This is a genomic window from Saccharothrix sp. CCNWYY140 (assembly GCF_037401995.1).
GTDB lineage: Bacteria > Actinomycetota > Actinomycetes > Mycobacteriales > Pseudonocardiaceae > Actinosynnema.
Window position 1 is genome coordinate 1 of the sequence record NZ_JBBEGC010000102.1, and the last position, 26,906, is coordinate 26,906.

15 protein-coding genes are annotated in these 26,906 nt (G+C 70.6%); 5 read left to right on the top strand and 10 right to left on the bottom strand.

Features of this window, described 5'->3' with window-relative positions:
• Positions 1-173: 173 nt before the first annotated feature.
• Entirely contained in the window at positions 174-2,546 is a 2,373-nt protein-coding gene (locus WBN91_RS30640) for an RICIN domain-containing protein (RefSeq protein ID WP_337727744.1), read from the bottom strand.
• Between the two features lie 316 nt (positions 2,547-2,862).
• On the opposite strand from WBN91_RS30640, the gene WBN91_RS30645 reads away from it, so the two are divergent.
• Positions 2,863-3,960 carry a ricin-type beta-trefoil lectin domain protein gene (locus tag WBN91_RS30645; protein ID WP_337727743.1) on the top strand — a complete coding sequence of 366 codons (1,098 nt, stop codon included), beginning with the start codon at positions 2,863-2,865 and terminating at the stop codon, positions 3,958-3,960.
• A gap of 61 nt (positions 3,961-4,021) precedes the next feature.
• Here WBN91_RS30645 and WBN91_RS30650 read toward each other — a convergent pair whose 3' ends face one another.
• From WBN91_RS30650 to WBN91_RS30685, 8 genes are all read right to left on the bottom strand, one after another.
• On the bottom strand, positions 4,022-4,714 hold the full coding sequence (locus WBN91_RS30650; RefSeq protein ID WP_443217827.1) for a glycoside hydrolase family 12 protein: 693 nt from the start codon (positions 4,712-4,714) through the stop codon (positions 4,022-4,024).
• Between the two features lie 64 nt (positions 4,715-4,778).
• The gene (locus tag WBN91_RS30655; protein ID WP_337727741.1) at positions 4,779-6,875 is read right to left on the bottom strand and encodes a beta-galactosidase; all 2,097 of its coding nucleotides are present in this window, start codon (positions 6,873-6,875) and stop codon (positions 4,779-4,781) included.
• Between the two features lie 15 nt (positions 6,876-6,890).
• A complete protein-coding gene (locus tag WBN91_RS30660) occupies positions 6,891-8,381 on the bottom strand; it encodes a glycoside hydrolase family 43 protein (RefSeq protein ID WP_337727740.1) in 1,491 nt (496 codons plus the stop codon).
• Positions 8,381-10,342, bottom strand: coding sequence for a beta-galactosidase (locus tag WBN91_RS30665; protein WP_337727739.1), 1,962 nt, complete (start codon positions 10,340-10,342; stop codon positions 8,381-8,383). Before WBN91_RS30665 ends, WBN91_RS30660 begins: the two co-directional genes overlap by 1 nt.
• Before the next feature lie 660 nt (positions 10,343-11,002).
• A complete protein-coding gene (locus tag WBN91_RS30670; RefSeq protein ID WP_337727738.1) occupies positions 11,003-12,040 on the bottom strand; it encodes a LacI family DNA-binding transcriptional regulator in 1,038 nt (345 codons plus the stop codon).
• A 67-nt stretch (positions 12,041-12,107) separates the two neighbouring features.
• Entirely contained in the window at positions 12,108-13,085 is a 978-nt protein-coding gene (locus tag WBN91_RS30675) for a carbohydrate ABC transporter permease (RefSeq protein ID WP_337727737.1), read from the bottom strand.
• A complete protein-coding gene (locus tag WBN91_RS30680) occupies positions 13,082-14,017 on the bottom strand; it encodes an ABC transporter permease (protein WP_337727736.1) in 936 nt (311 codons plus the stop codon). Before WBN91_RS30680 ends, WBN91_RS30675 begins: the two co-directional genes overlap by 4 nt.
• Positions 14,014-15,693: an ABC transporter substrate-binding protein gene (locus tag WBN91_RS30685; protein WP_337727735.1), complete on the bottom strand. Its 1,680-nt coding sequence runs from the start codon at positions 15,691-15,693 to the stop codon at positions 14,014-14,016. Before WBN91_RS30685 ends, WBN91_RS30680 begins: the two co-directional genes overlap by 4 nt.
• 211 nt (positions 15,694-15,904) lie before the next feature.
• Here WBN91_RS30685 and WBN91_RS30690 point away from each other — a divergent pair, with 211 nt between their 5' ends.
• A complete protein-coding gene (locus tag WBN91_RS30690) occupies positions 15,905-18,739 on the top strand; it encodes a glycoside hydrolase family 3 C-terminal domain-containing protein (RefSeq protein WP_337727734.1) in 2,835 nt (944 codons plus the stop codon).
• Positions 18,740-18,896: 157 nt separating this feature from the next.
• Positions 18,897-21,623 (top strand): beta-L-arabinofuranosidase domain-containing protein, encoded by a 2,727-nt coding sequence (locus WBN91_RS30695; protein ID WP_337727733.1) that lies wholly within the window; start codon positions 18,897-18,899, stop codon positions 21,621-21,623.
• Positions 21,624-21,720: 97 nt separating this feature from the next.
• Here WBN91_RS30695 and WBN91_RS30700 read toward each other — a convergent pair whose 3' ends face one another.
• The gene (locus WBN91_RS30700) at positions 21,721-23,109 is read right to left on the bottom strand and encodes a glycoside hydrolase family 43 protein (protein ID WP_337727732.1); all 1,389 of its coding nucleotides are present in this window, start codon (positions 23,107-23,109) and stop codon (positions 21,721-21,723) included.
• Positions 23,110-23,574: 465 nt separating this feature from the next.
• Here WBN91_RS30700 and WBN91_RS30705 point away from each other — a divergent pair, with 465 nt between their 5' ends.
• Both WBN91_RS30705 and WBN91_RS30710 read left to right on the top strand, forming a co-directional pair.
• Entirely contained in the window at positions 23,575-25,353 is a 1,779-nt protein-coding gene (locus tag WBN91_RS30705; protein WP_337727731.1) for a glycoside hydrolase family 6 protein, read from the top strand.
• An 11-nt stretch (positions 25,354-25,364) separates the two neighbouring features.
• Positions 25,365-26,672: a glycoside hydrolase family 6 protein gene (locus WBN91_RS30710; RefSeq protein ID WP_337729419.1), complete on the top strand. Its 1,308-nt coding sequence runs from the start codon at positions 25,365-25,367 to the stop codon at positions 26,670-26,672.
• Positions 26,673-26,906 lie beyond the last annotated feature (234 nt).

A 26,906-nucleotide genomic window follows, 5' to 3' on the forward strand; every position in this document is an offset into this window, starting at 1 on the left:
CATACGGGGATGACGGAAGAAGCCCAAGTCGGGAGGTCTGCTGCGCGAGCCCTTCGAAAAGCGCGCGCCCTGCGGGGGCGAAGGGCTGTGCGGGGCGCGAAGGGCTGTGCAGAGGCGCAGAGGCGAAGAGCGTGCGCCTGCGCCTCTGCCCTCCCGACTTGCGCATCACTCGTCTAGCTGCGCAGGCTCCACTGCTGGTTCGAACCGCCGTGGCAGGTCCACAGGTGGATCAGGGTGCCGTTGGCCGTCGCGTTGCCGCTCGCGTCCAGGCACAGGCCCGACTGCGCGTTGGTGATGGTGCCGTTGGCGTTGACGTTCCACTGCTGGTTCGTCCCGCCGTGGCAGTCCCAGATGATGACCGCGGTGCCGTTGGTGGTTCCGGCGCCGGAGGCGTCCAGGCACTTGTTGCCGTAGATCATCAGCTGCCTGCCCGACTGGGTCCACCGCTGGTTGGTGCCGCCGTTGCAGTCCCACAGCCGTGCCTGGGTGCCGTTGCCCGAACCGGACACCTCGACGCACCGGGCGGACTGGCCGCCGACGATCATCGAGCCGGTCGGGGTGGTGCCGCCGGGGCCGGCGTTGGCCATGACCGTCTGCGCGCCGGCGGGCCAGTTGCCGTTGGTGACCGTGATGTTGCCGGTCACCACGTTGCCGCGGTCGCCGTTGGTGACGTTGGTGCTGCCGTTGGTGGACCAGTTGTCCCGCAGCGTCCAGTTGCCCATGTTCTCGCCGCCCCAGTAGTTGGCGGTGGCCCAGGTGCCGGTCGCGTTGAAGACGTTGTTGACCACGCTGTAGTACTTCGACCCCTCGTCGAAGTAGACGCCGAAGTACCCGTTGGTGCGCTGGCAGTGGTTCTGATTGATCTGCGCGCCCGGGTTCCACGACAGCGTGTAGATGCAGCCACCGTCGTTCATCTGCTGCATGACGTCGTGTATGTAGTTGCCGATCAACCGGTTGTTGGACGCCGTGGTGGCCGTGGTGTACCGGGGCTGGTAGTTGTACAGGCCGCGGTTGGCGTAGTTGTTGTTGCCGCCGGCGTCGTTGGCGCCCCAGCCGTAACCGATGGACATGCCGCTGTACGGCATGTTGTAGACCTCGTTGTACGACACCGTGGCCGTGCTGACGTAGGTGTTGAGCACCGAGACGTTGCCGCGGTACTCGATGCCGAGGTCGTGGATGCGGTTGTAGCTGACGGTGATGTCCTTGTTGACCATCCGCTGGTCACTCGGGTGGTGGGCGTCGGCGCGCACGCCGCCGACGATCACGCCGCCGGCCGAGTTGAACGCGATCTCGGACCGCGTGACGGTGATGTTCGCCGCGCCGAGGCCGACGCCGGAGCCGTGGGCGTTGGCGTCGTTGCCGATGCCGATGGCGGTCTGCCCGAGGTTGACGAACCGGGAGTCGGTGAAGGTCACGTTGTTGGCGGCGGAGACCTGCACGGCCGCGGGCATCTGCGACCAGTTCGGCCGGGTCTGCTCGAACTGGGTGCAGCCGTTCTGGCACGAGGTCAGCCGGTCGGCCGGCCAGTTCCAGTTGCCCGCCATGTACGCGCCGGTCTGCTGGTCGACGAAGCCCTGGTCGCTGCTGGGGCCCAGCCAGCTGGTGCCGGTGAAGGTGACGCCGCTGAACGTGATGTGGTGGGCCGGCGCGTCGTACGTGCCGCCGACCTGCACCAGCGACTGCACCGTGGGCAGCTCGACCTTCGCCGTGTTGATGTCCTGCCCGGCCCGGGGGATGTAGAACAGGTGCCCGGCGGAGGGCCGGATGTACCACTCGCCCGGCGAGTCGAGGAACTCGTAGGCGTTGGCCAGGTAGAACGGCCCGGCGCGGTGCGGGCTGGTCAGCGTGTCGTAGCCGAAGGTGTTGTTGTTCCACGCGGGCTGGCGCATGGTGAGGAAGTTGCCGCTGATGCTCTGCACGCCGGAGTAGCGGTCGGTGAAGGAGTTGACGCTCTCCACCTCGACCCGGCCCTGGTCGGCCAGGTTGTTGAGGTAGTTCAGGGCGGTGTTGGAGAAGCGCATCCCGTTGGTGGCGAAGGAGAAGTCCGCCCGGTTGACCTGGGTGCGCGCGCGGGTGGCGATCGCGCCGTCCACGTACAGCTGCCGCGACTCCAGGCCGGTGGGGACGCTCGCGCGCCAGATGTTGCGGCCCGCGTCGACCTGCGTCCAGCCGGTCACCGCGCGGGCGCCGCTGAACACCGGTCGGGCGGACGCCGCCGCCTGCCACACCACGCGGTAGCCGTTGCGGCCGGAGTCGGCGTCGGTCAGCCGCAGCGGCTGGGACAGCCGGTACACGCCGTCGGCCAGCTGCACCACGATGTCGCCGTCCATCGACGCGACCCGCGACCGCACCGCGGCCTGGGCGGCGGACAGCGAGCAGGGCTGGGTGGCCGAGCAGTCCGTGCCGGTGCCGGACGGGGAGGCGTAGAGCGTCGTGGTGGCCGCCAGGGCCGTCGGGGGAGGCGTGACCAGGGCGGCGGCCAGGGCCGCCAGTGCGGCGGTCGCCCGCCACCGCCCTCGGCTCGGGGGACGGGTGGATGGGGACAAGGGACCCTCCTGACGTCGTTGTCGGTCGGCACCCGAGGCGTCCGGGGTGGCGGTGGCCCCGACGTCGCACTCGGGTGTCGGGTGGTGCGCGGGGCAGGCGCCGGTCCGCTTCGAGGGGGTGGGGCGCAGGGGTCCTGGTAGAGGAGGGCGCCAGCGTGACGGAAACGTAACTCGTATGACGTATGCCGTCAATGGCGACCGGCTCGCCCGCTGCGGGGACGACCATCTCAAGTGGTCGATCGCTTGACACCGGATCAGGCGCTCCAGTCAACTGTTAGCGTTAACATCGCCAACCTCGACGATGAGGGAGAACCTGATGCGTGCACGGTTACGGCGGTTGTCCGCCTGCGCCGCCGCCCTGGTCGCCGCCGCGCTGCTGCCCTCCGCGCCCGCGCACGCGGAATCCAACGGCGGGACCAGGGTGATGCCCCTGGGCGACTCGATCACCGAGGGCACGCAGGTGCCCGGCGGCTACCGGATCGGCCTGTGGCAGCGGTTCGGCAGCGGCGGCTACCGCGTGGACTTCGTCGGCTCGCAGTTCAACGGACCGGCGTCCCTGGGCGACCACGACCACCAGGGCCACCCCGGCTGGCGCATCGACCAGATCGACGCCAACGTGGTCACCTGGCTGCGCAACACCAACCCCCGCACGGTGCTGCTGCACATCGGCACCAACGACATCCTCCAGAACTACAACGTCTCCGGCGCGCCGGGCCGGCTGTCGGCCCTGGTGGACAAGATCACCGCGACGGTGCCGAACGCGGACGTGTTCGTGGCGACGATCATCCCGCTGTCCAACTCCGGTCAGGAGTCGGCCGCGCGCACGTTCAACGCGACGATCCCCGGCATGGTGCAGAGCAAGGTGAACGCGGGCAAGCGGGTGCGCCTGGTCGACATGCACGCCGCGCTGACCACCGCCGACCTGATCGACGGCGTCCACCCGACCGCCGGCGGCTACGACAAGATGGCCGCCAAGTGGTACGAGGCGCTGCGCGCGGTGCCGGGCAGCATCGGCGACCCGACCACGCCGACCGGCGGGCGGATCGTCGGCGTCCCGTCGAGCCGGTGCGTGGACGTCCCGGGTTCGACCACCACCAACGGCACGCAGTTGCAGCTGTGGGACTGCCACACCGGGACCAACCAGACCTGGAACCGCAACGCCTCCAGGCAGTTGGTCGTCTACGGCACCAAGTGCCTCGACGCGTCCGGGTCGGGCACGGCGAACGGCACCCCGGTCGTGATCTGGGACTGCCACACCGGGACGAACCAGCAGTGGAACGTCAACAGCAACGGCACCATCACCAACGTCCAATCGGGCCTGTGCCTGGACGCCGCCGGCTACGGCACGGCCAACGGCACGAAGCTCCAGCTCTGGGCGTGCACGGGCGGGACCAACCAGCAGTGGCGGGTCTGACCCGCACATGAGAATCGCCGCCCCGCGTGGGTGCGGGGCGGCGAATCTTTTACTGCTCAGCTCACCAGTTCGACACCGAGAAGCTGTTGGTGCGGAAGTCCATGCCGCCGCTGGACGAGGTGATCTCGTACCCGAACTGCACTTCGCCGACCGTCACGTCCCCGTACCAGCCGCGGGCCCGGATCCAGTCCAGGACGGCCTTGATGTCCACCGTGCCGGCCGAGGTGTTGCCCTGGCGCAGGAACGAGAACACCTGGTTGTGGCCGTTGGAGCCGCGGTAGATGTCCCAGTTGTGCCCGCCGACCCACGCGGTGGTCTGGTAGCTGCCGATCGCGCCCACCGGGCCGACCTTGTTCATCCACACCATGATCTCGTAGGCGTTGTTCTGCGCCCAGATGTCGTAGGTGGTGGTGTACGCGCCGGCGTTCGGCACGCTGACGTTGAAGCTGCTGCTGATGCCGCCGATCTGGCTGAGCGGGCGCCCGATGTTCTTGCCGGCGTGCGGGTAGGACTTGACGCCACCGGTGTTCGGGTGGTTCGCCCACACACCCCAGTTGCTGTAGGAATTCGCCCAGATCGACTGGTACCCGACGCCGCTGCCCCACACGTTGTTGCGGACCGTGTAACCGCCGTTGGACCACGTCCCCCACTTGTCGGACGAGGACCAGGTGGCGGCTTGGGCGGTGGGTGCGGCCAGCGTGACCGCGAGCAGGGTCGAGGCGGCCAGGGCCGTGGCTCGGATGACTTTACCCAACATTGCGCTCTCCATTGAGTCAGGGTTTGGGTTGCGGCGGGGTCTTCGGGTTGGGAAACGGGGTTCAGGGGCCGGTGAGGACGCGCACGTCCCACGCGCCCAAGTGCAGCGGCCGGTCCGCCGGCACCACCTCCCCCGACAGGACGTCGGTCAGGTCCCCGGGCACGGGGACCTCGGTCGGGTCCGCACACCAGTTGTGCACGACGTGCACGCGGCGGCCGTCCGGTGAGGTCCCCGTGGCGGCCGTGGCGGTGACGGGCAGGTCCGTCCACCCGCTGACCGGGGTCGGCGCGAGCCAGGAGGCCAGGGACTTGGCCAGGGCGCGCCCTGGCACGGTGCCCACGTACGTCACGTGCCCGGCGCCGTGCGGGCGGGTGGTGACGGCGGGCCAGCGGCCGAAGTGCGGGTGGACGTACTCGGCGAGCACCTCGGCGTCCACTGTGGTCAGACCCTCGACCCAGTGCGTCGCCGTCGCGTCGGCGGGCAGGTCGAGCGGGCTGCCCTCCGGGGTGCGCAGCGGCAGGGGTGCGGAGAGGTTGCTGAACTCGTCGTACCAGACGCCGGCGGCGTCCACGAGTCGCGGCGGGGCGGGCTCGGGGCGGGCGCGGGCCTCGTGGTCGGCGTAGCCGGTGCGGGGACCCAGGACCAGGTGGCCGCCGGCGTGCGCGTAGGCGGCGAGCCAGTCCAGGGTCTCGTCGTCGGCGAGGTAGAGGCCGGCGGCGATGAGCACCGGGTGCTTGCGCGCGGCGTCCTCGGGCGCGGAGTCGTGCAGTCGGCGGGCGTGGATAATGCGGGCCTGGCGGCCGGCGTCGAACACCCCGCGGTAGAACGGGTCGAGGATGCGCTGGTACGCGGCCGGGTCCGGGCGGCCGTCCGGGGTGGCCAGCGGCGGGTACTTCTCCATCAGCCACCGGGTGGGCATCGAGTAGACCAGCGCGATGTCCGCGTCCGGCTCGATCCCGGCGACCAGGCCGCCGGCGGTGTCGAACTCCGCGCCCAAGCGGGCGATCTCGGCGTAGACGCGGCCGGGCCGCCCGCTGTGCGGCAGGACGCCGCCCCAGTGGGTCTCCGCGCCGAAGTGCAGCGTGTGCCAGTGCCAGTACTCGACCATCCGCGCGCCGCGCGCGACCAGAGCCCACGCCGCCTGCCGCCACTGCCCGTCGTAGCCGGGCCGGTTGTCGTGCGTGCCGCTGATGGCCTGGGCGCCGGTCTCGGTGACCAGGAACGGTTCCTGGCGGGAGGAGAAGATCCGGTCCGCGTACTGGTGCAGCGCCCACACGCCGGTGGTCTTCCACCCCTGCTCCAGGGTGTCCGGCGTGCGGTCGGGCAGCGCGAGGCCGTCCTGGAGGTCGTAGTAGGGGTTGCCGGCGGTGACGTCGAGGGCGTCGGTGAGCTCGTCGTCCTCGAACGCCGGGTGCCCGTAGGACAGGCACGTGGTGACGAACTGGTCGTCCCGGGCGTACTCGCGCACGATGCCGGCCTGCCAGGCGACGAACTCGGTGGTCTGGCGGGCCTGGAACGCCCGCCAGGCCACGTCGTACTGGGGCTGGGCGTTGTTGTCCGGCGTCCACAGGTCGGCCCACGTGGACAGCCGGTGCGACCAGTAGACCAGGCCCCACTCCCGGTTGAGCGCCTCGACCGTCCCGTACCGCCGCCGCAGGTGGTCCACGAACCGCTGGAACAGGCCGTGGTTGTGCGGCAGCCGCAGTCCCGGCTCGTTGTCCACCTGGAAGCCGATGACCGCCGGGTGCTCGGCGTGGCGGGCCAGGATCGCCCGGCTGACGCGCTCGGCGTGGAAGCGGAACGCGGGGTGGGTGAAGTCCACCTCCTGCCGGGCGCCCCAGCCGATGCGCTGCCCGGTGGCGTGTTCGGCGGCGATCTCGGGGTGCTGGCGGGACAGCCACGGCGGTACGGCGTAGGTCGGGGTGCCCAGGACGACGGCGATGCCGCGCTGGTGCGCGCCGTCCAGCACCGGCTGGAGCCAGTCGAGGTCGAAGCGCCCGTTCTCCGGCTCCCAGGTGGACCACACCGACTCGCCGACCCGGATGACGGTGAACCCGGCCTCCACCATCAGGTCCAGGTCGGTCTTGAGCCGGTCGTGGGGCTGGTACTCGTGGTAGTACGCCGCGCCGAACAGGACGCGCGGGGGCAGTGCGGGCATGGCGGCCTTCCGGGCTCAGGAGTCCAGCGCGGTGTAGTCGAACCAGTCGAAGCGCGCGGTGCCCTCGGCGGCGTACACGCCGATGACCCGGCCGGTGAAGCCGCCCGCCACCTCGGTGGACAGGTAGCGGCCCTCCAGGGTGGCAAGGGCGGTGAAGGTGCCGTCGGGCGCCTCGACGCCGAAGGAGATGGTGTCCGGGCCGGTGCGGGCGTCGCTGAGCGTCTTGCGCGCGCACACGTCCACGCCCAGCACCAGCGGACCGTCCGGCACCGCGCGGGAGGCCACCACGGTCTTGAGCGGGCCGACGCGCGCGATCACCCGTACCCCGCCGCTGCTCGCCTCGATCTCGTAGTGGTGCTCCTCGTCCAACCGGACCGCCAGGCCGCCGGCGCCCTCGCTCGCGTCCACGAGGGTCCGGGCGCGGCAGGACAGGTGTTGCTGGCGGCGGCCGACGAAGACGACGTCGAGGTCGTCCAGGGACTCCCCGCGCGCGTTCAGGGTCAGCCACCCGGGGCGTTCGGTGGTCGTGCAGTGCTCTTCGCGGCGGTCGCGCACCGAGATCCAGGAGGGCGGCAGTGTCGGGAGGTCGAAGTCGTCGCGCACGGGCGGGACGGGTCCGGGCTCCAGCGGCCACGGCACGGTCGACTCCAGCGCCGGCTCACCGACCACCGGCCAGTCGTCCACCCAGGTGACCGGGGCGAGGAACGTCTCGCGGCCCAGCACGTGCCAGCCGGGGGTGCCGCCGCCCGGCCGGACGCCGAGCAGCACCATCCACCACGAGCCGTCCGGTCCCCGCACCAGGTCGCCGTGGCCGGTGTTCTGCACGGGGTGGTCGGTGCCGCGGTGGGTGAGGATCGGGTTGTCCGGGCACGGCTCGAACGGGCCTTGCGGTGTGCGGGCGCGGGCGACCGAGATGGCGTGGCCGCGTTCGGTGCCACCCTCGGCGATGACCAGGTACCAGTACTCGCCGATGTGGTGCAGGTGCGGCGCTTCCGGGGCCTTCGCGCCCGGACCGCCGGACCAGATGCGTTCGGGGGTGCCCAGCAGTCGCCCGGTGTGCGGGTCGATGCGGACCTGCGCGACGCCCGCGATCGTGCACCAGCAGTTGCCGTCGTCGTCCCAGGCCAGGTCGGGGTCGATGCCGGGCAGGTCGGGCAGGGGCACCGCCTTCGACCACGGCCCGGCCGGGTCGGTGGCGGTGACCAGGAGGTTGCCCTGGCGGCTGACGTTGGTGGTGATCAGCCAGAACCGGCCGTCGTGGTGGCGCAGGGTCGGCGCGTAGACACCGGCCGAGGACGGGCTGTCCAGCGGCAGCACGAGCTGGTCGGGGCGGTCGAGGGCGTTGCCGATCTGCGTCCAGTGCACGAGGTCGCGGCTGTGGAAGATCGGCACGCCGGGGAAGTACTCCATGCTGGAGCAGGCGAGGTAGTAGTCGTCGCCGACCCGGCAGACGGTCGGGTCGGGGTGGAAGCCGGGCAGCACGGGGTTGGTGAAGGCGGAGGACATCAGCTCTCCTCGTCGGCGACGAGCACGGCGCAGCCGCCGGGCGGGAGGTCGGCCACGACCCGGTCGGTGACCAGGTCGTGCGCGGGGCGGGGGAGGGGCACGGACTCCGTGCCGTGGTTGATCAGGAACAGCCACCGGCCGCGGGTGACCGCCTCGACCCCGGGCGGCCACTCCCGCTCGGCGCCGACGTCGGCCAGCAGGCGGCCGACCAGGGCGGTGTAGTCGGCGGTGTCCAGGACCGTGGAGAGGTACCAGGCCCGGCCGGAACCGTGGTCGTGGCGGGTCAGCGCGGGGCTGCCGGCGAGCATCCCGTGCGTGTAGGCGACGACGGTCTCGGCCCCTTCCAGCCGCACGATCTCGCTCCACGTCGTGGCGCTCGTGCCGTCCGACAACGTGATCCGCTCGTCGCGCGCGAGCGGTCGCAGCTCCTCGACCCGCACGCCGAGGGCCTCGCGCAGCGCCGGCGCCGGGTAGCCGCCGAGACGGGCGTGCAGGCGCTCGTCCACCGCGCCCGCGAAGTGCTGGACCAGCAGCGTGCCGCCGCCCTCGACGTAAGCGCGCAGGTTCTCGGCGGCGGCGTCGGACAGCAGGAACAGCGCGGGCGCCAGCACAAGCCGGTAGCCGGACAGGTCGTGCTCGGGGTGGGCGAAGTCGACCACCGCGCCGGACTCCCACAGCGCGCGGTGCGCCCGCCACAGGGTCGTGTGGTAGTTCAGTTCGGAGGAAGGCAGGCCGTCGACGCTCAAGGCCCACCAGGCGTCCGAGTCGTGCAGCACGGCGACCTGCGCGGTGACGGTGGACCCGGCGACCTCGCGCAGCCGCTCCACGACCGCGCCGACCTCGGTCACCTCCCGGAAGATCCGGCTGTCCGGTCCGGCGTGCGGGACCATCGCCGAGTGCCACGTCTCCGCGCCCGCCTTGGACTGGCGCCACTGGAAGAACAGCGCGCCGTCGGACCCCCGTGCGATGTGCGACAGACTGTGGCGCAAAATATCGCCCGGTTCCTTCGCGAGCGTCCGACCACCCGCATACACGGTGTTGGGCCCCTGCTCCATGAGCAGCCACGGCCGTCCACCGCCGAAGGACCGCGCCCGGTCCGCGCCGAACGCCGTGTCCGCCGCCGCGTCGAGACCCGGACCGCTGGGGTAGTGGTCGATGGCCACGACGTCCACCTCGCGGCCGAACGCCCACAGGTCCAGGTTCTGGTAGGCGGGCAGCATGAGGTTGGTGGTGACCGGGCGGTCGCTGTGGGCGCGGATCGCGTCGCGCTGGTCGCGGTAGGCCTGGAGGGCCAGGTCGGAGAGGAACCGGCGGAAGTCCAGGGTCTGCCCGGGGTTGTGGTGCCACTGGGTCGCGCGCGGCGGCAGGACCTGGTCCCAGTCGCCGTAGCGCTGGCTCCAGAAGGCGGTGCCCCAGGCGTCGTTGAGCGCGTCCAAGCCGCGGTACCGGTGTCGCAGCCACCCCCGGAACGCGTCCGCGGTGTGGTCGCACCAGCACAAGGTGGCGTACTCGTTGTGCACGTGCCACAGCGCGACCGCCGGGTGGTCGCCGTAGCGCCGGGCGAGGGCGTCGGCGATGCCGCGGGCGGCGGCGCGGTAGGCGGGGGCGGCCAGGCAGTACGTGTCCCGGCTGCCGTGGACGAGCCGGGTCCCGTCCGGGCCGACCGGGAGGGCGTCGGGGTGCGCCAGGGTGAACCACGGGGGAGGCGAGGCGGTCGGGGTGGCCAGGTCGACGGCGACCCCGTTGGCGTGCAGGCGGTCGAGGTGGTCGTCGAGCCAGCCGAAGTCGTAGCGGCCCTCCTCGGGTTCGAGCAGCGCCCACGAGAAGACGCCGACCGTGGCCAGGTTGACCCGGGCCCGGCGCATCAGCTCGTCGTCCTCCGCCCAGACCCCCTTGTCCCACTGCTCGGGGTTGTAGTCGCCACCGAAGGCGAGTCCACCGAGCCGATCGGTCAGACCCATGCCGCCTCCCGCGCCGCGCCCGCGTGGACTGTCGGTACCCCGTGCGACGATCGACTCGGGGGCCGGAGGCCACGCCCGGCACCAACGAGACCCGCCCGGCCGCCAACGAGACCCGCCCGGCCGCCAACGAGACCCGCCCGGCCGCCAACGAGACCCGCCCGGCCGCCAACGACACTCGCTCGGCTAGCGGCGACACTCGCTCGGCTGGCGGCGGCGTTGGGCCGGCCGGCGGCTGGGCTGGGCTGGCTCGCGGTGGGGTCGGGCCGGCGGGCGGTGAGGTCGGAGTGCGCGGCGGTGGGAGCGGTGTGGCCGGCGGTGGGGTTGGAGTGGCCGGCCGTGGAGTCCGGATGGCCGGCGGCTAGCCGGGGTTGCTTGGAGAGGTGGGCTTCGCGCGCGCCGGAGTGGTGCTCGTGGGCATCGGTCGGCGGCTCGTCGCGGAGCGAGCCCGGAGGGTCGGCGAGCGAGCCCGGGAGGTCGGGCGGCGCGCCCGGAAGGTCGGGGAGCGAGCCCCGGAGATCGGGTGGTGAGTGCGGGAGGCTGGGCGGCGCCAAGGCGGTGCCGTGGTCGCGGTGGTGCATTGCGGTTGCTCCTACGCGGTGTTTTCGGGCACGGCGGAGCAGACCCCACACCGCGTGGGGCCTCGCGCGCCGCAGGGGAAGGTCAGGTCTCGGGGTCCCGCTTGGGGGCGGGACCGGTGCTCTCGCGGACGGTCAGCACGGGGCTGAGCAGGACGAGTTCGTCGTCCGGGCGCTGGCCCCGGCCGGCGGCGGTGATGCGCTTCATGACGTGCTCGACGGCGACCCGGCCCAACTCCTGCGCCGGGCCGGTGACGGCGGTGAGGCTGGGCGCGTACTGCTCGGCGAGCAGTTCCGGGCACAGCGCGACCACCGAGGCGTCCTCGGGGACGGTCCGCCCGCTCAGCCGCAGCAGGCTGAGCAGCGGCCCGATGGCGCCTTCGTTCTGCACCACGAACCCGGTGGTGTCGGGCCGGTCGGACAGGATGCGGGCCAGGGTCCCGGCGGTGCTCTCGTAGGTGCCCTCGCACGGCCGGTGCACGAACCGCAGGCCCCGTTCCTCCGCCCGCCGCTGGAAGCCCGCCAGGGTGCGCTCGGCGTACCCGGCGTGCCGCTGGTAGACCCCCGACCCGTAGCCGATGAACGCGACCTCCTTGTGGCCCAGGTCGGCCAGGTGGTCGGCGCACATCGCGCCGGCGGCGGCGAAGTCGTGGTCCACGCACGACAGGCCCTTGCGCGCGTCGGGCAGCCCGATGAGCGAGGCCTGGGTGCCCAGTTCGCGCAGCACCGGGATGCGCTTGTCGTCGAGCTCGACGTCCATGAGGATCACGCCGTCCGCCAAGCCGCTCAACGCGACCCGGCGCACGCCCTCCGGCCCCTCGTCGTTGGTGATCAGCAGCACGTCGTAGCCGTGCTGCCGGGCCGCGATGGTGACCGAGATGGCGATCTGCATCATGATCGGCACGTAGACGTCCGAGCGCAGCGGCACCACCAGTGCGATGATGTGCGACCGCCGTGCGGCCAGCGCCCGAGCCCGGGCGTTGGGGTGGTAGCCCAGGTCGGCCACGGCCTGCTCGACGCGGCGCCGGGTCTCCTCGGAGATCGTGCGCTTGCCGCTGAGCACGTAGCTGACCGTGCTCGCGGACACGCCCGCGTGCCTGGCCACATCGGCGAGTGTCACCATGCGTGATGCTCCTGCTCCTGGAAACTTCGTCCGGCACAACTCCGGCCGGACCGTAGAGTCTGCCGGGTCAGCCCTTGATCGCGCCGGTGAGCACGCCGGTGCGGAAGTGCTTTTGGACGAACGGGTAGACGATCAGCAGCGGGACGAGGGTCAGCACGACCACCGCCATCTGCAACGACAGGGGCGCGGTCTGGGCGAACTGGGTGCCGAACCCCGCGTTGACCGAGCCGGGCAGCCCGTTGCCGCGGTTGACGTAGGTGTACAGGACGTACTGCAACGGCCACTTCTCGCTGTCGGTCGGCATGTACAGCATGACGTTGAAGAACGAGTTCCAGTAGCCCACGCCGTAGAACAGCGCCATCACGGCGGTGACGGCCCGGGACGTGGGCAGCACGATCGACCACAGGATGCGCCAGTCGCCCGCGCCGTCGATGCGCGCGGCCTCGATCAGGTCCGTCGAGGTGGAGGAGTAGAACGACCGCAGGATGAGGATGTTGAACACCGACACCGCGCCCGGCAGGATCAGCGACCACCACTCCCCGTAGCCGCCCAGGCCGGTGACCACGAGGAAGGTCGGGATCAGGCCGCCGTTGACGAACATGGTGATCACCAGCAGCGCCAGCAGGAACCGGTGGCCCAGCGAGCGCGAGCGGGACAGGCCGTAGGCGCACATGATCGACACGGCCATCGACAGGAGGGTGCCGACCGCGGTGATGCCGAGGCTGACCAGCAGCGCCGTGCGCACGGTCGCGTCCTCCAGCATCACCCGGTAGGCCTCGAAGGTGAGCTCCGTGGGCCAGATGACCAGGCCGCCGGCGCGGTTGACCGCGCCCTGGGTGGACAGGCTGGTCACCACGACGATCCACAGCGGGACCAGCATGACGGCCAGGACGCCGCCCAGGGTCAGGCCCTTGCCGGCCTGACCGGCGACGGTGGGCGGTTCCTCCCACGGCGCGCGCCCGCCGCGCCTCGGGCGACGCGGTGCCGTGCGCACCGCGTCCGGTTCGGTGTCCGCGGTGGTGCGGGGTGTGAGTGTTTGGGTCATCTGCGGTACAACCCGTCCTCGCCGAAGGCGTGTGCCAGCTTGTTGGCGCCCCAGATCATCAGCAGCGAGATGACGCTCTTGAACAGCCCCGCCGCCGCGCCGTAGCTGTAATCGCCGGTGGCGATGCCGTAGTAGAACGAGAAGGTGTCCAGCACGTCGGCCGTGTCGTGGCCGACCGCGTCGCGTTGGATGAGCAGCTGTTCGAAGCCCACCGTCAGCGCGTTGCCCAGGCGCAGCACCAGCATCAGCACGATCACCCCGCGCAGGCCGGGCAGGGTGATGTGCCACAGCCGCCGCCACCGCCCCGCGCCGTCGGCCGCCGCCGCCTCGTAGAGGTCGGTGTTGATGGCGGCCAGCGCGGCGAGGAACACGATGATCCCCCAGCCGGCCTCCTTCCAGATCACCTGCGCGGTCACCAGCAGCGCGAAGGTGTCCGGGTTGGTCATCACGTCCCAGGTGGCCAGGTCGTTGCTGCGCAGGAACTGGTTGAGCGCGCCCGCACCGCCGAGCATCTGCTGGAAGATCGTGATGGCCAGCACCCACGAGAAGAAGTGCGGCAGGTAGACCACGGACTGGATGAAGTTCTTCACCCGCGTGCTGAGCACGGAGTTCAGCAGCAGCGCCAAGGCGATCGGGATCGGGAAGAACAGCACGAGCTGGACGAAGCTGAGGTAGAGGGTGTTGGTCAGCGCGCCCCAGAACAGCGGGTCGGCGAACAGCCGCTCGAACTGGTAGAGCCCCGCCCACTCGCTGTACCACACGCCGATCAGCGGGTCGTACTCCTGGAAGGCGGTGACCAGCCCGAACAGCGGCACGTAGTTGAACACGACCAGCAGCAGCACGGCCGGTAACGTCATGAGCAGCAGCGACCGGTCCCGGCGCAGCCTGACCCGCCACCCGGTCCCGGACCGCTGCGTGCGTGGCGCCGTCACTGGCCGGTGCCGAACTTGTCGAGCACGTTCTCGGTCATCCACTGCTTGAGGCGATCACCGCCACCGGACTTCCAGCTCGCCACCGCGGCCTTCACGTCGTCGACCGTCTTCTTGCCGTGGTAGCAGTCCTTGAGGGTGTCCTCGACCTGCTGCGCGGCGTCCGCGGTGGACTGGGCCTGCGGCATGCTGACGTTCATGCTCCAGAACACGGGCTTGGTCAGCGCCTTCACGTTGGCCGCCTGCCAGGCCGTGTAGTCCTTGGTGACCTGGTCCGCGCCGAGGTTCTGGACGATGCTGCCCGGCGAGGCCAGGAACGGGTAGGTCGTAGCCTGGACCTCCTTCTGGCCCGCCTCCGTGGCCCTCAGCACGCCGTTGTCGACCGTGTGGTGCACGCCCTCGACACCGAAGTTGACCAGCGTGTACTCCACCGACCCGTAGGGCGCGGCGAGGTAGTTGGCGACCGCCAGCAGTTCCTCGATCTGCTCGGGCTTGAGGTTGATGTTGAGGAAGCTGTGCATCCGCGCGCCCTCGCCCATGTACACGACGGGCTTGCTCTTGCCGTCCGCGGCGAAGACGTCGAACGCGCCGCGCCGGTAGTTCGGGTTCGCCGCGGTGCCCGACAGGTGGTCGGCCAGGTTCCACGTGCCCAGGCCGCCGCCGCCGATCAGCGTCTTCCCGCCGTAGAACCGGGTGCCGGCGTTGGCGTTGTCGCCCGCCAGCGCGTCCGGGTGCATGTACCCCGACTTGGCGAGCCGGTAGCACCAGTCCACCGCCGCCAACCACTCCTCGGTCTCGTACACGTGGACGAGCTTGCCGTTGTCGACCCGCCACTTCAGGGGCGCGCCGAAGTGGGTGTAGATGTAGCGGTAGACGTCGTCGAAGGCCCACACGCCGGCCTTGGGGTCGGTCAGCTCCTTGCCCAGGTTCATCAGGTCCTCGGCGGACTTGACCTGGTCGGCGGTGATGCCCTTGGCCTCGAAGATGTCCCGCCGGTAGAACGTCGTCCCGGCGATCGAGAAGCCCGTCGACGACGTCGGGATGCCGTACAGCTTGTCGCCCCAGGCGCCCGCCCGCCAGGCGCCGGTGGGCAGGGCCGCGAGGTTGGGGTACTTCTTGACCTTGTCGCCGGCCAGGTACGGGGTCAGGTCCGCCAGCTGCGTCCCGGCCAGCCCACCGAGGTTGAAGCTGGAGCCCCACCACAGCGGCAGCTGGATCCAGTCCGGCAGCTTCTTCGCGGCGGTCATGGTCGGCACGATGGTGGCGTAGTTGTTGCCGTCGGCCGGCTTCATGTCCAGCGTGACGCCCAGGGCCTTGTTCATCGCCTGGTAGAACTGGTTGTCCGCGGGCGGGACGGTGCCCCACAGCGGGGTCACGGCCGAGTACCTGCCGCCGTTGCCCGGGACGCCCGACACGGTCGCCACCCGGTTGGACGGGTAGGTCAGGAACCCCGGGTCGGTCAGCACGTCCGGGCCGCCGGCCACAGAGGGGATGTCCGGCTTGAGGAGCGCGCTCGGCACGTAGTCGGGCAGCGCCGCCTTGAGGGCCTCGCCGTTCGCACCGACCGCCCGCTGGCCGCCGCCACCGCCGCACGCGGTCAGCAGGCCCTCCGCCGCCGCGATGCCCGCGACCGAGGCGGTGATGCCCAGGAACCTCCTGCGGTTCAACTCGATACCCATGCGGGGCTGCCCTTCTCCGTTGAAGTGAGTGTCGAAGCGGTGATGCCTTGTCGAAGCGCTTGAACGATGGGGCGAGACTAGGGCGTGACCCACGCCACGGCAAGGGGCAGTTTGCGAAAAAATGTTGCCCTGCATGACCAATTGACACACATGTGTGCTCATGCCATCGTCGAAGCGCTTCACTGAACTCAACCCGAAGGGTCTTTGCCACGTGAGTGCCTCGTCCGTGTCCGCTCCCGAGCGGCTGCCCTTCCGCGATCCCGCCCTGCCGCTGGACAAGCGCGTCGACGACCTGCTCGCGCGGCTCACCCCCGACGAGCGGCTCGCGATGCTGCACCAGTACTCGCCCGCCGTCCCGCGCCTGGGCGTGGCCGCGTTCCGCACCGGCAGCGAAGCCCTCCACGGCGTGGCGTGGCTCGGCCCGGCCACGGTGTTCCCGCAGGCCGTCGGGCTCGGCGCCACCTGGGACGAGGAGCTGGTGCGCCAGGTCGCCGAGGTCACCTCGGTCGAGCTGCGGGCCTTCCACTACCACCGCCCGCCCGTCATCGGGTCCGGCGTCAACAGCCTCCAGGCCTGGGCCCCGGTGCTCAACCTGCTGCGCGACCCCCGGTGGGGCCGCAACGAGGAGGGCTACTCCGAGGACCCGCTGCACACCGCGCGGCTCGGCGAGGCCTTCTGCCGCGGCCTGAAGGGCGACGACCCGCGGTACCTGCGCGCGGCCCCGGTGCTCAAGCACTTCCTGGCCTACAACAACGAGGACGACCGCTGCCTGACCTCCTCCGGCGTCCGGCCGCGCGTGCTGCACGAGTACGACCTGGCCGCGTTCCGCCCGGTGGTGGCCTCCGGCGCGGCGACCGGCGCGATGGCCGCCTACAACCTGGTCAACGGCCGCCCGTGCCACGTCAGCCCGCTGCTGGAGACCGAGCTGCGGCGCTGGGCCGAGGGCACCGGACACGAGCTGTTCGTCGTCAGCGACGCCGAGGCCCCGTCCAACCTGGTCGACCCGGAGCACTACTACGACGACCACGCCGAGTCGCACGCCGCCGCGCTCAAGGCCGGCATCGACAGCTTCACCGACCACGGCGAGGACAGCGGAATCCCGATCGGCCGGTTGCGGGAGGCGTTGGAGCGCGGCCTGATCGACCAGGCCGACATCGACCGCGCCGTGCGCCGGCAGCTGGCGATCCGCTTCCGCCTGGGCGAGTTCGACCCGGACCTGGACCCGTACGCGGGCATCGGCCCCGAGGTGATCGACCACCCCGAGCACCGGGCGCTGGCCGCGCGCGCCGCCGCGGAGTCGGTGGTGCTGCTCAAGAACGACGGCCTGCTGCCGCTGGACGGGTTCCGCACGCCGCGCGTGGCCGTGATCGGCCCGCTGTCCGACGCGCTGTTCGAGGACTGGTACAGCGGCACCATGCCCTACCAGGTCACCGTGGCGGCGGGCCTGCGCGACCGCGGCGGCGAGGTGGTGTGCGTGGAGGGCTCGGACCGCATCGCCCTGCGCTCGCGCAGCACCGGCGAGATGCTGGGTGGCACGTCCTTCGACGTCGTCGAGTGGGGCGATGGCGTGCTGACCCTGCGCTGCGCGGAGACCGGCCGCTACCTGGGCGCGGAGGGCGACGTGGTGGCCCTCGACAAGGACGTGATCAAGTTCTGGTTCGTGCACCAGACCTTCCGGCTGGAGCCCGACCCCGCCGTCGACGGCGACACCGTGCTGCTGCGCAACGTCATGACCGGCCGGTACGCGGTCCTGGGCGAGGACGGGCGGGTCGAGACCACCGCCGAGACGCCCGAGACCGCCGAGCGCTGGCACCGCGAGCTGCTGCGCGACGGCGTCGGCGAGGCCCGTGCCGCCGCTGCCGCCGCCGACGTGGCGATCGTCGTCCTGGGCAACCACCCGCTGATCAACGGCCGCGAGACCGAGGACCGCACCGGGATCACGCTGCCCGAGACGCAGGAAGCCCTGCTGCGCGCGGTGGCCGAGGAGCGGCCCGAGACGGCCCTGGTCGTCATGAGCAGCTACCCGTACGCGGTGGACTGGGCCGAAGACCACCTGCCCGCCGTGGTGTGGACTTCCCACGGCGGGCAGGAATCGGGCCGCGCGCTGGCGGCCGTCCTGCACGGCGACGCCGAGCCGTCGGGTCGCCTCCCGCAGACCTGGTACCGGGCCGACGACACCCTGCCCGACCCGCTGGACTACGACATCGTGAAGGCGGGCTGGACCTACCAGTACCACCGCGCCGCGCCGCTCTACCCGTTCGGCCACGGCCTGTCCTACACCGACTTCGCCTACGACGACCTCGGTCTGTCCACTGTGGAGGTAGGCGCGGACGGTCGGGTCGAGGTCTCGTTGACGGTGACCAACACCGGGTCCCGGTCGGGCAGCGAGGTGGTCCAGCTCTACGTCCGCGAGGTGAACCCGCGCTACGAGGCCCCGCGGCTGCGCCTGGTCGACTTCCGCAAGCTGACCCTGGCCCCGGGCGAGAGCCGGCCGCTGTCCTTCGACCTGCCGGTGGACCGCCTGGCGCACTGGGACGTGGCCACCGGCGCCTTCACGGTAGACCCGGGCGTGTACGAGATCGTGGCGGCCCGGTCGGCGGAGGACGCCCGGCTGACCGCCACCCTCACCGTGACCGGTCCGCCGCCGGCCCCGCGCCGCGTGGTCGGCCACCGCACCTCGGCGGTGGACTTCGACGACTACGCGAACGCGACCCTGGTGGACGCCACCCGGGAGAGCGGCGACGCGGTCGCCCCGACGGCGCCGGAACACCCGGCGACCCTGCTGTTCCGGGCGTCCGACCTCACCGGTGCCGTGCGGGTCGAGGCCGAGGTGGCACGGGCGGGCGGCGGGGGAGAGGCCCGGCTGGAGTTCCGGTTGGCCGACCGCTCCCTGGCGGTCCTCGACGTGCCGACCACGGGCGACGCCTACCACTGGACGACGGTCGCGGCGGACCTCCCGGAGGCGGTGGCGGCCGGGGTCCAGGACCTGTGGCTGACCCTGCACGGCGACTTCCGCCTGGCCGGGTTCCGCCTCACCGCGCTCTAGCACGCACCAATGTTCGCGCTCACAACAATCCGCCGATTGCCGTCTTGCTTGGCACCTGAGCTGGCATTTCTCGTTGTGAGCGCGAACATTGGGCGTTGACTCCGCGCTCGGCGGGTGGCTACCTTGCTGCCCAGGACCCGACGCATTGGAGCGCCGCATGTCGTCATCGCTGAACCGTCGTACTGTCCTGCAAGCCGTCGGGGTCGCGGCGGTCGCGACAACCGTGCCGGGCCTGGTCCCCGGGTCCGCCGCGGCGGCGAGCGTGCCGCCGGTCCGGAGCGACCTCGGCGTGTCGGCCCACCCGTTCGACCTCGGCGAGGTGCGGCTGACCACCGGCCGGTGGATGGAGAACCAGAGCCGGACGCTGACGTACCTGAAGTTCATCGACGTCAACCGGCTGCTGTACAACTTCCGCGCCAACCACCGGCTGTCCACGGCCGGCGCGGCGCCGTTGGGCGGGTGGGAAGCGCCGGACTTCCCGTTCCGCACCCACAGCCAGGGCCACTTCCTCAGCGCGTGGGCGCAGGCCTGGGCCGTGCTGGGCGACACCACGTGCCGCGACCGGGCCAACTACATGGTCGCCGAGCTGGCCAAGTGCCAGGCCAACAACGCGGCGGCCGGGTTCAACACCGGCTACCTGTCCGGTTTCCCGGAGTCCGACTTCGACGCGATGGAGGCGGGCTCGCCCAAGTCGGTGTCGTACTACTCGCTGCACAAGACGCTGGCGGGCCTGCTGGACGTGTGGCGCCACATCGGCAACACCCAGGCGCGGGACGTGCTGCTGCGGTTCGCCGGCTGGGTGGACTGGCGCACCGCCCGGCTGTCCTACAGCGTGATGCAGCGCGTGCTGGGCACGGAGTTCGGCGGCATGAACGCGGTGCTGACCGACCTGTACCAGCAGACCGGGGACTCCCGGTGGCTCACGGCGGCGCAGCGGTTCGACCACGCCGCCGTGTTCGACCCGTTGGCGGGCAACCTGGACCGGCTCGACGGGCTGCACGCCAATACGCAGGTGCCGAAGTGGATCGGCGCGGCGCGCGAGTACAAGGCCACGGGCACCACCCGGTACCGCGACATCGCGACCAACGCGTGGAACATCACCGTGGCCGCGCACACCTACGTCATCGGCGGCAACAGCCAGGCCGAGCACTTCCGCAGGCCCAACGCCATCGCCGCGTACCTGAACACCGACACGTGCGAGGCGTGCAACACCTACAACATGCTCAAGCTGACCCGCGAGCTGTGGCTGCTCGACCCGAACAACGCCGCCTACTTCGACTTCTACGAGCGGGCGTTGCTCAACCACCTCATCGGTCAGCAGAACACGGCCGACCCGCACGGGCACATCTGCTACTTCACCGGCCTCAACCCCGGGCACCGGCGCGGCAACACCGGTCCCGCGTGGGGCGGCGGCAACTGGAGCACCGACTACGGCACGTTCTGGTGCTGCCAGGGGACCGCGCTGGAGGTCAACACGGCGTTGGCGAACTCGGTCTACTTCCACAACGGCACCACGTTGACGGTGAACCTGTACACGCCGTCGGTGCTGACGTGGGCGCAGCGGGGGATCACCGTCACGCAGGCGACGACCTTCCCGGTGTCGGACACCACCACGTTGACCGTGACCGGCAGCGCGGGCGGGACGTGGACCATGCGCCTGCGCATCCCGGCGTGGACCAGCGGGGCCACGATCAGCGTGAACGGCGTCGCCCAGGGCGTGACCGCATCGCCCGGCACGTACGCCGAGCTGAACCGGTCGTGGACGTCCGGTGACGTGGTCACCGTCCGGCTGCCGATGCAGGTCGCGGTGAAGCCCTCCAACGACAACCCGGCCGTCGTCGCCGTCACCTACGGGCCGGTCGTGCTGTCGGGCAACTACGGCAACACCGCGTTGAGCAGGCTGCCCGTGCTGGACACCTCGTCCATCACCCGCACGTCGGGCTTGGCCTTCACCGCGCGTGCCGACGGGGCGACGGTCAACCTCGGGCCGTTCTACGACGCTCACGGTCACAACTACACCGTCTACTGGAGCACCAGCGGCTCGTCCGGTGGATCGGCGAGGGGCTACCGGCTGTTCAACGCGGGCACCGGCCTGGTCCTGGGCGTGCAGAACATGTCCACCGCGGACGGTGGCCTGGCGTTGCAGTGGAACGACACCGGAACCGCCGACCACAACTGGGAGCTGGTGCCTTCCGATGGCGGCACCGTGAAGCTGCGGAACCTCAACAGCAGCAAGGTGTTGGGCGTGGAGAACATGTCCACTGCGGACAACGCGCGCGTTCTCCAGTGGAGCGACACCGGCACCGCGGACCACAAGTGGACCATCGTCGACAACGGCGACGGCACCCACAAGATCCGCAACGGCAACAGCGCCAAGCTCCTGGGCATCCTGAACGGTTCGACCGCGGCGGGTGCGCAGGCGGTGCAGGATCCGGACAACGGCACCGCCGACAACCGCTGGCGGTTCGTGCCCACCGGCGCCCGGCGCGTGCAGAACCTGGCCAGCGGCCTTGTCCTGGGTGTGCAGAACATGTCCACTGCGGACGGTGGCTTGGTGGTGCAGTGGGACGACAACGGCACCGCGGACCACCTGTGGACCGCCGTGCTGGACCCGGACGGCTGGTTCCGGCTGCGGAACTCCCACAGCGGCAAGGTGTTGGGCGTGGAGAACGCGGCGAACGCCAACGGCGCCCGCGTGGTGCAATGGTCCGACAACGGCACGACCGACCACCGGTGGCGGCTGCGGTACGGGGCGAACGGCTACTTCCGCGTGCAGTGCGGCAACGGTGGCCGTGTCCTGGCCCTCTCGTCCACCGCCCGCGGTGCCCAGGTCGTGCTGTGGGACGACAACGGCACCAACGACCACCTGTGGCGGTTCATCTAACCCCTGATGACAAAAGTGCCCACCCCGCTCCCGTCGACACGGGAGCGGGGTGGGCACTGGTCCCTGCCGCCGCATCCGCGGCAGGGATGTCCTCGGGTCAGGCGGTGAACTGCCACCAGTTCATGTTGAGCAGGTAGCCGCTGCCCCCGGCGAACCGGAAGTACAGGTCACGGGTGCCGGTCAACCCGCTCACCGGGCAGGTCACGGTCGTCCAGTTCTGCCACCCGCCGGTGTTCGGCACGGTGCAGCGCCCCACCACGGTCCCCGTCTGGCTGCCGGTCCGGACCTCCACGGAGGCGCCCGCCACCGTCGAGGCCACGCGGGCGGTGAACGACCTCGCGCCGGCGCCGAAGGCGACGTTCTTGACCTTGATCCAGTCGCCGTTCTCGATCCAGCCGATGTTCATGCCGCCCTCACCGGCGGGCTCGGTCTCGATCCCGCTGCCCCAGGCGATCGTCTCGGCTTCCTGCCGCACGTACGGGTTCAGGATGTCGGCGGGCGGGACCCCGGCGGAGGTCATGTTGATGGTCGGGATGGAGCCGTCGGCGTTGTAGCTGAACTTCTCCACCGCCACCGAGCGGGTGAAACCGCCGCCGTTGGGCAGGGCGCCGTTGTGGTAGAAGAAGTACGAGCTGCCCTTGAAGTCGATGATCCCGGCGTGGTTGGTGAAGCTGCTGCCCTGGGTGGGCATGATCGTGCCGCGGTAGGTCCACGGTCCGGTGGGGCCGGGGGACGTCGAGTAGGCGATGAACTCCGAGCAGCACTTGGCCGCGAAGACGTTGTAGTACAAGCCGTTGCGCTTGTAGACCCACGGGCCTTCCTCGTAGAGGGTCGGCCGGGCGGCGTCTCCGGTCCGGGTGCCGAAGCCCGCCGTGGTGAGCGGGATCTGGGTCGGGCCGCCGCTGAAGGAGATCATGTCCGCGTTGAGCCGGACGTACCACAGGTTCGGGTTGCCCCAGTACAGGTACGCCTGGCCGTTGTCGTCGATCATGACCGACGGGTCGATCTCGCCGTTCTCCACCAGCGGTCGGCCCAGGGCGTCGCGGAAGGGGCCGGTGGGGCTGTCGGCGACGCCCACGCCGATGGCCATGCGGCCGGTGGCGCGGTTGACGACCGGCACGTACCAGTAGAACTTGCCGTTTCGCTCGATGGCCTGGCCCGCCCAGGCGTCCTTGGACGCCCAGCTGAAGGTCGCGATGCTCATGGGCGAGCCGTGGTCGGTCCAGTTGACCATGTCGGCCGAGGACCAGACGCGCCAGTCCTTCATGGTGAACCAGGTCGAGCCATCCTCGTCGTGCCCGGTGTAGAGGTAGACCCGCCCGTTGTGGACCAGTGGCGCCGGGTCCGCGGTGTAGAGGTGTTGCACGATCGGGTTGTCGGCCTTGGCCGGTGTCGGTGCCACGACCGCGTTCAGCCCGGTCGCGGTCAGGACCAGTGCCGCCAGTGCGGCCAAGGCCGCCGGTACCGACCTCGATGTCGGACGCATGTTCCCCGCTTTCCCCAAACAACGGCGAAATGCCCGGGGCGGCGGGCTCCCGGGACCTGTCGACTCGGAAGTGTGACAGCCCATGTGGGCGCTCACAAGAGCGCTTCAGTACCCGGCTGCGGCGCTTAGCCCGAACAGTCCACGACAAGCCAGAGAGCGCTCCCATTTCCCACGTGGAAGGCCTTCGGGCTGACCAGGCACGTTTCGTCAATGTGAACCAGCTAAAGTTAGCGCTAACATTTTTAGCAGCTTGCGAGCGATTGACTCCCTCGTCGCGGCGTGGCTACATTGGCGCCGAAGTCGATTTTTCGCAGGGGTCGTCCAACCACGGCCCCGCCGCCCGAGACCGCCGCGGTGGGCGCATTCCGGTGTGTGCGCGAAGCTTGTCCGACCGGACGTCTGGGAGCGCTCCCAGACCAGCTGTACCCGTACCTCTACACAGCAACGACGCTACGAGGACCCTGAATGAAACCAACGACTCTGGCCCGCGGCGGCGCCGCTGCCGCCGCCCTGACCCTGGCTTCGGGGCTGCTGGTCCTGGGAACGTCCACGGCCGGCGCGGCTCCCGCGTGTGCGGTCGACTACCAGGTGAACCAGTGGGACTCCGGCTTCACGGCCAACATCACGGTCAAGAACACCGGGGACGCGATCTCCAACGGGTGGACCCTCGAGTGGGACTTCCCGGGCAACCAGAAGGTCACCCAGGGGTGGAGTGCGACCTTCGCCCAGTCCGGCCAGCACGTGACCGCGAAGAACCCCGACTGGGCGCGTTCGCTGCCCTCGGGCGGGAGCGCGAGCTTCGGTTTCAACGGCTCCTACTCGGGCTCGAACGCCGCTCCCACGTCGTTCAAGCTCAACGGTGTCACGTGTGGCGGTGACCAAACCACCACCACGACGACGACCACCACGACGACGACCACCACCACGACCACGACGACGACCACGGACAGCAACCCGCCGGACCCCGGCGTGCACGTGGACAACCCGTACGTGGGCGCCAAGGGTTACATCAACCCGGACTTCGTCGCCAACGTCAACGCCACGGCCGACGCCACCGGCGGCACCCTGGGCACCGCGATGCGCAAGGTCGCCCAGTACTCCACCGCCGTGTGGATGGACCGCATCGGCGCCATCACCGCCGGCCGCGGCCTGCGGGGCCACCTGGACGAGGCGCTGCGGCAGGCCGCCGGCGGCACCACGCCCGTGGTGATCCAGGTCGTGGTCTACGACCTGCCCAACCGCGACTGCGCGGCGCTGGCCTCCAACGGCGAGCTCAAGGTCAGCGAGAACGGCCTGGCCCGCTACAAGGCCGAGTACATCGACCCGATCGCGGCGATCCTGGCCGACCCGAAGTACAGCAGCCTGCGGATCGTCAACATCGTCGAGCCCGACTCGCTGCCCAACCTGGTCACCAACCTGGCCAAGCCCAAGTGCGCGGAGGCCAACTCCAGCGGCGCCTACGTCCAGGGCATCCAGTACGCCCTGAACAAGCTCAGCGCGATCCCGAACGTCTACAACTACGTGGACATCGCCCACTCCGGGTGGCTGGGCTGGAGCTCCAACATGGGCCCGGCGGTGACGCTGATCTCCAACACGATCAAGGGCACCACCAAGGGCGTCAACAGCGTCGACGGCTTCGTGTCGAACATGGCCAACACCTCGCCGACCGACGAGATCCACCTGCCCGACCCGTCGCTGAACATCAACGGCACCCAGTTGCAGGCGGCGAACTACTACCAGTGGAACCCGTACTTCGACGAGGCCGACTTCGGCACGGAGATGCGCAACCGGTTCATCGCCGCGGGCTTCCCGAGCACCATCGGCATGATGATCGACACCTCCCGCAACGGCTGGGGCGGCCCCAACCGGCCCAGCGGCGCGAGCGGCACCACGGCGGACGCGTACGTCAACTCCGGCCGCATCGACCGCAAGCTGCACCGCGGCAACTGGTGCAACCAGGCCGCCGCGGGCATCGGCGCCCGACCCACGGCCGCTCCGCGCACCGGTTTCGACGCCTACATCTGGGTCAAGCCCCCGGGTGAGTCCGACGGCATCGCGACCAAGACCGACGGCCCGAACGAAGAGGGCAAGCAGCACGACCCGATGTGCGACCCGAACTACCGCGGCGACCAGCAGGCCAACGGCGGCAACCTGACCGGCGCCATGCCGGGCGCGCCGCACGCCGGCTCGTGGTTCCCGGCCGGTTTCTCGTCCCTCGTGCAGAACGCCTACCCGGCCCTCTAAGGAACACGACGATGAGGAAGACGGCGACCGCGGTCCTGGCGATCGCGCTCGTGTCCGGTGCCGTGGCGCTCTCCGTGAGCGCCACGGCCACCGCGGCCGACTCGGCGTTCTACGTCGACCCGGCCAGTTCGAGCGCGAAGTGGGTCGCCGCCAACCCCGGCGACTCACGGGCACCGGTCATCCGCGATCGGATCGCCTCGGTCCCCCAGGCCCGCTGGTACACCACGACGAACACCTCCACCGTCCGCGGTGAGGTCAGCTCGTTCGTGGGTGCGGCGGCCTCGGCGGGCAAGATCCCGATCCTGGTGGTCTACAACGTCCCCAACCGGGACTGCGGCGGCGCCAGCGGCGGCGGCGCACCCTCCCACTCGGCGTACCGCGCCTGGGTGGACGAGGTGGCGGCGGGCCTGGCGGGCCGTCCGGCGACGATCGTGCTCGAGCCGGACGTCCTGCCGATCATGACCAACTGCCAGAGCCAGCAGCAGCAGAGCGAGACCCGCGCGTCGCTGGCCTACGCGGGCCGGAAGCTCAAGTCCGGTTCGACGCAGGCCAAGGTGTACCTGGACATCGGCAACTCGGCGTGGCTGAGCGCCTCGGAAGCGGCGTCCAGGCTCCGGGCGGCGGACGTGTCGAACATCGCCGACGGCATCTCGCTGAACGTCTCGAACTACCGGTGGACGTCCGACGAGGTCGCCTACGCCAAGGCCATCCTGGGCCAGCTGGGCGACAGCAGGCTCAAGGCTGTCGTCGACACGAGCCGCAACGGCAAGGGTCCACAGGGGACCGAGTGGTGCGACCCGCCCGGTCGCGCGATCGGCACCCCCAGCACGACCAACACGGGCGACAGCGCCATCGCCGCCTTCCTGTGGGTCAAGCTACCCGGCGAGGCCGACGGCTGCCTGGCCCCGGCCGGCCAGTTCGTACCCCAACGGGCCTACGACCTGGCCATCGCAGCCGGCCCGACAACAACAACAACGACAACTACAACGACGAGCAACAACAACCCCGGCAACGGCTGCACGGTGACCCACCGCGTGGTCAGCCAGTGGTCGGGCGGATACACCGGCGAGATCGTGATAGGGAACCGGGGACCGTCGATCGACGGATGGGTCCTCACGTTCTCGGCCCCGGGAGTGTCCGTCACACAGGGTTGGAACGGGACGTGGACCGACACCGGCGACACAGTCCGGGTGACCAACGCGTCCTGGAACGGCACGCTCGCGACCGGCGGTCAAACGACCGTCGGCTACAACGCGAACTACAACGGAACAACGCCCCCGTTCTCAGCAGCGACGCTGAACGGCACGGCCTGCTCCTGACCCCGTGACACCCCAACCCTGAAAAGCGGTTCCCCGTCCGGCAACGCCTCCGCCGGCCGGGGAACCGCTGCATATACGGCCAGCACCACCGCCACCACCACCCACACCGCGCGCAGCGCGGGTTCTTCGGCGGAGCCGGCAAGCGGCAGTCCACCGAGGAGGACACAACTCAACTTGGGCTTCTTGCTTGTGTCATCCCCGTATGGCCTGCCCGAAGGGCTACCACAGATTTCC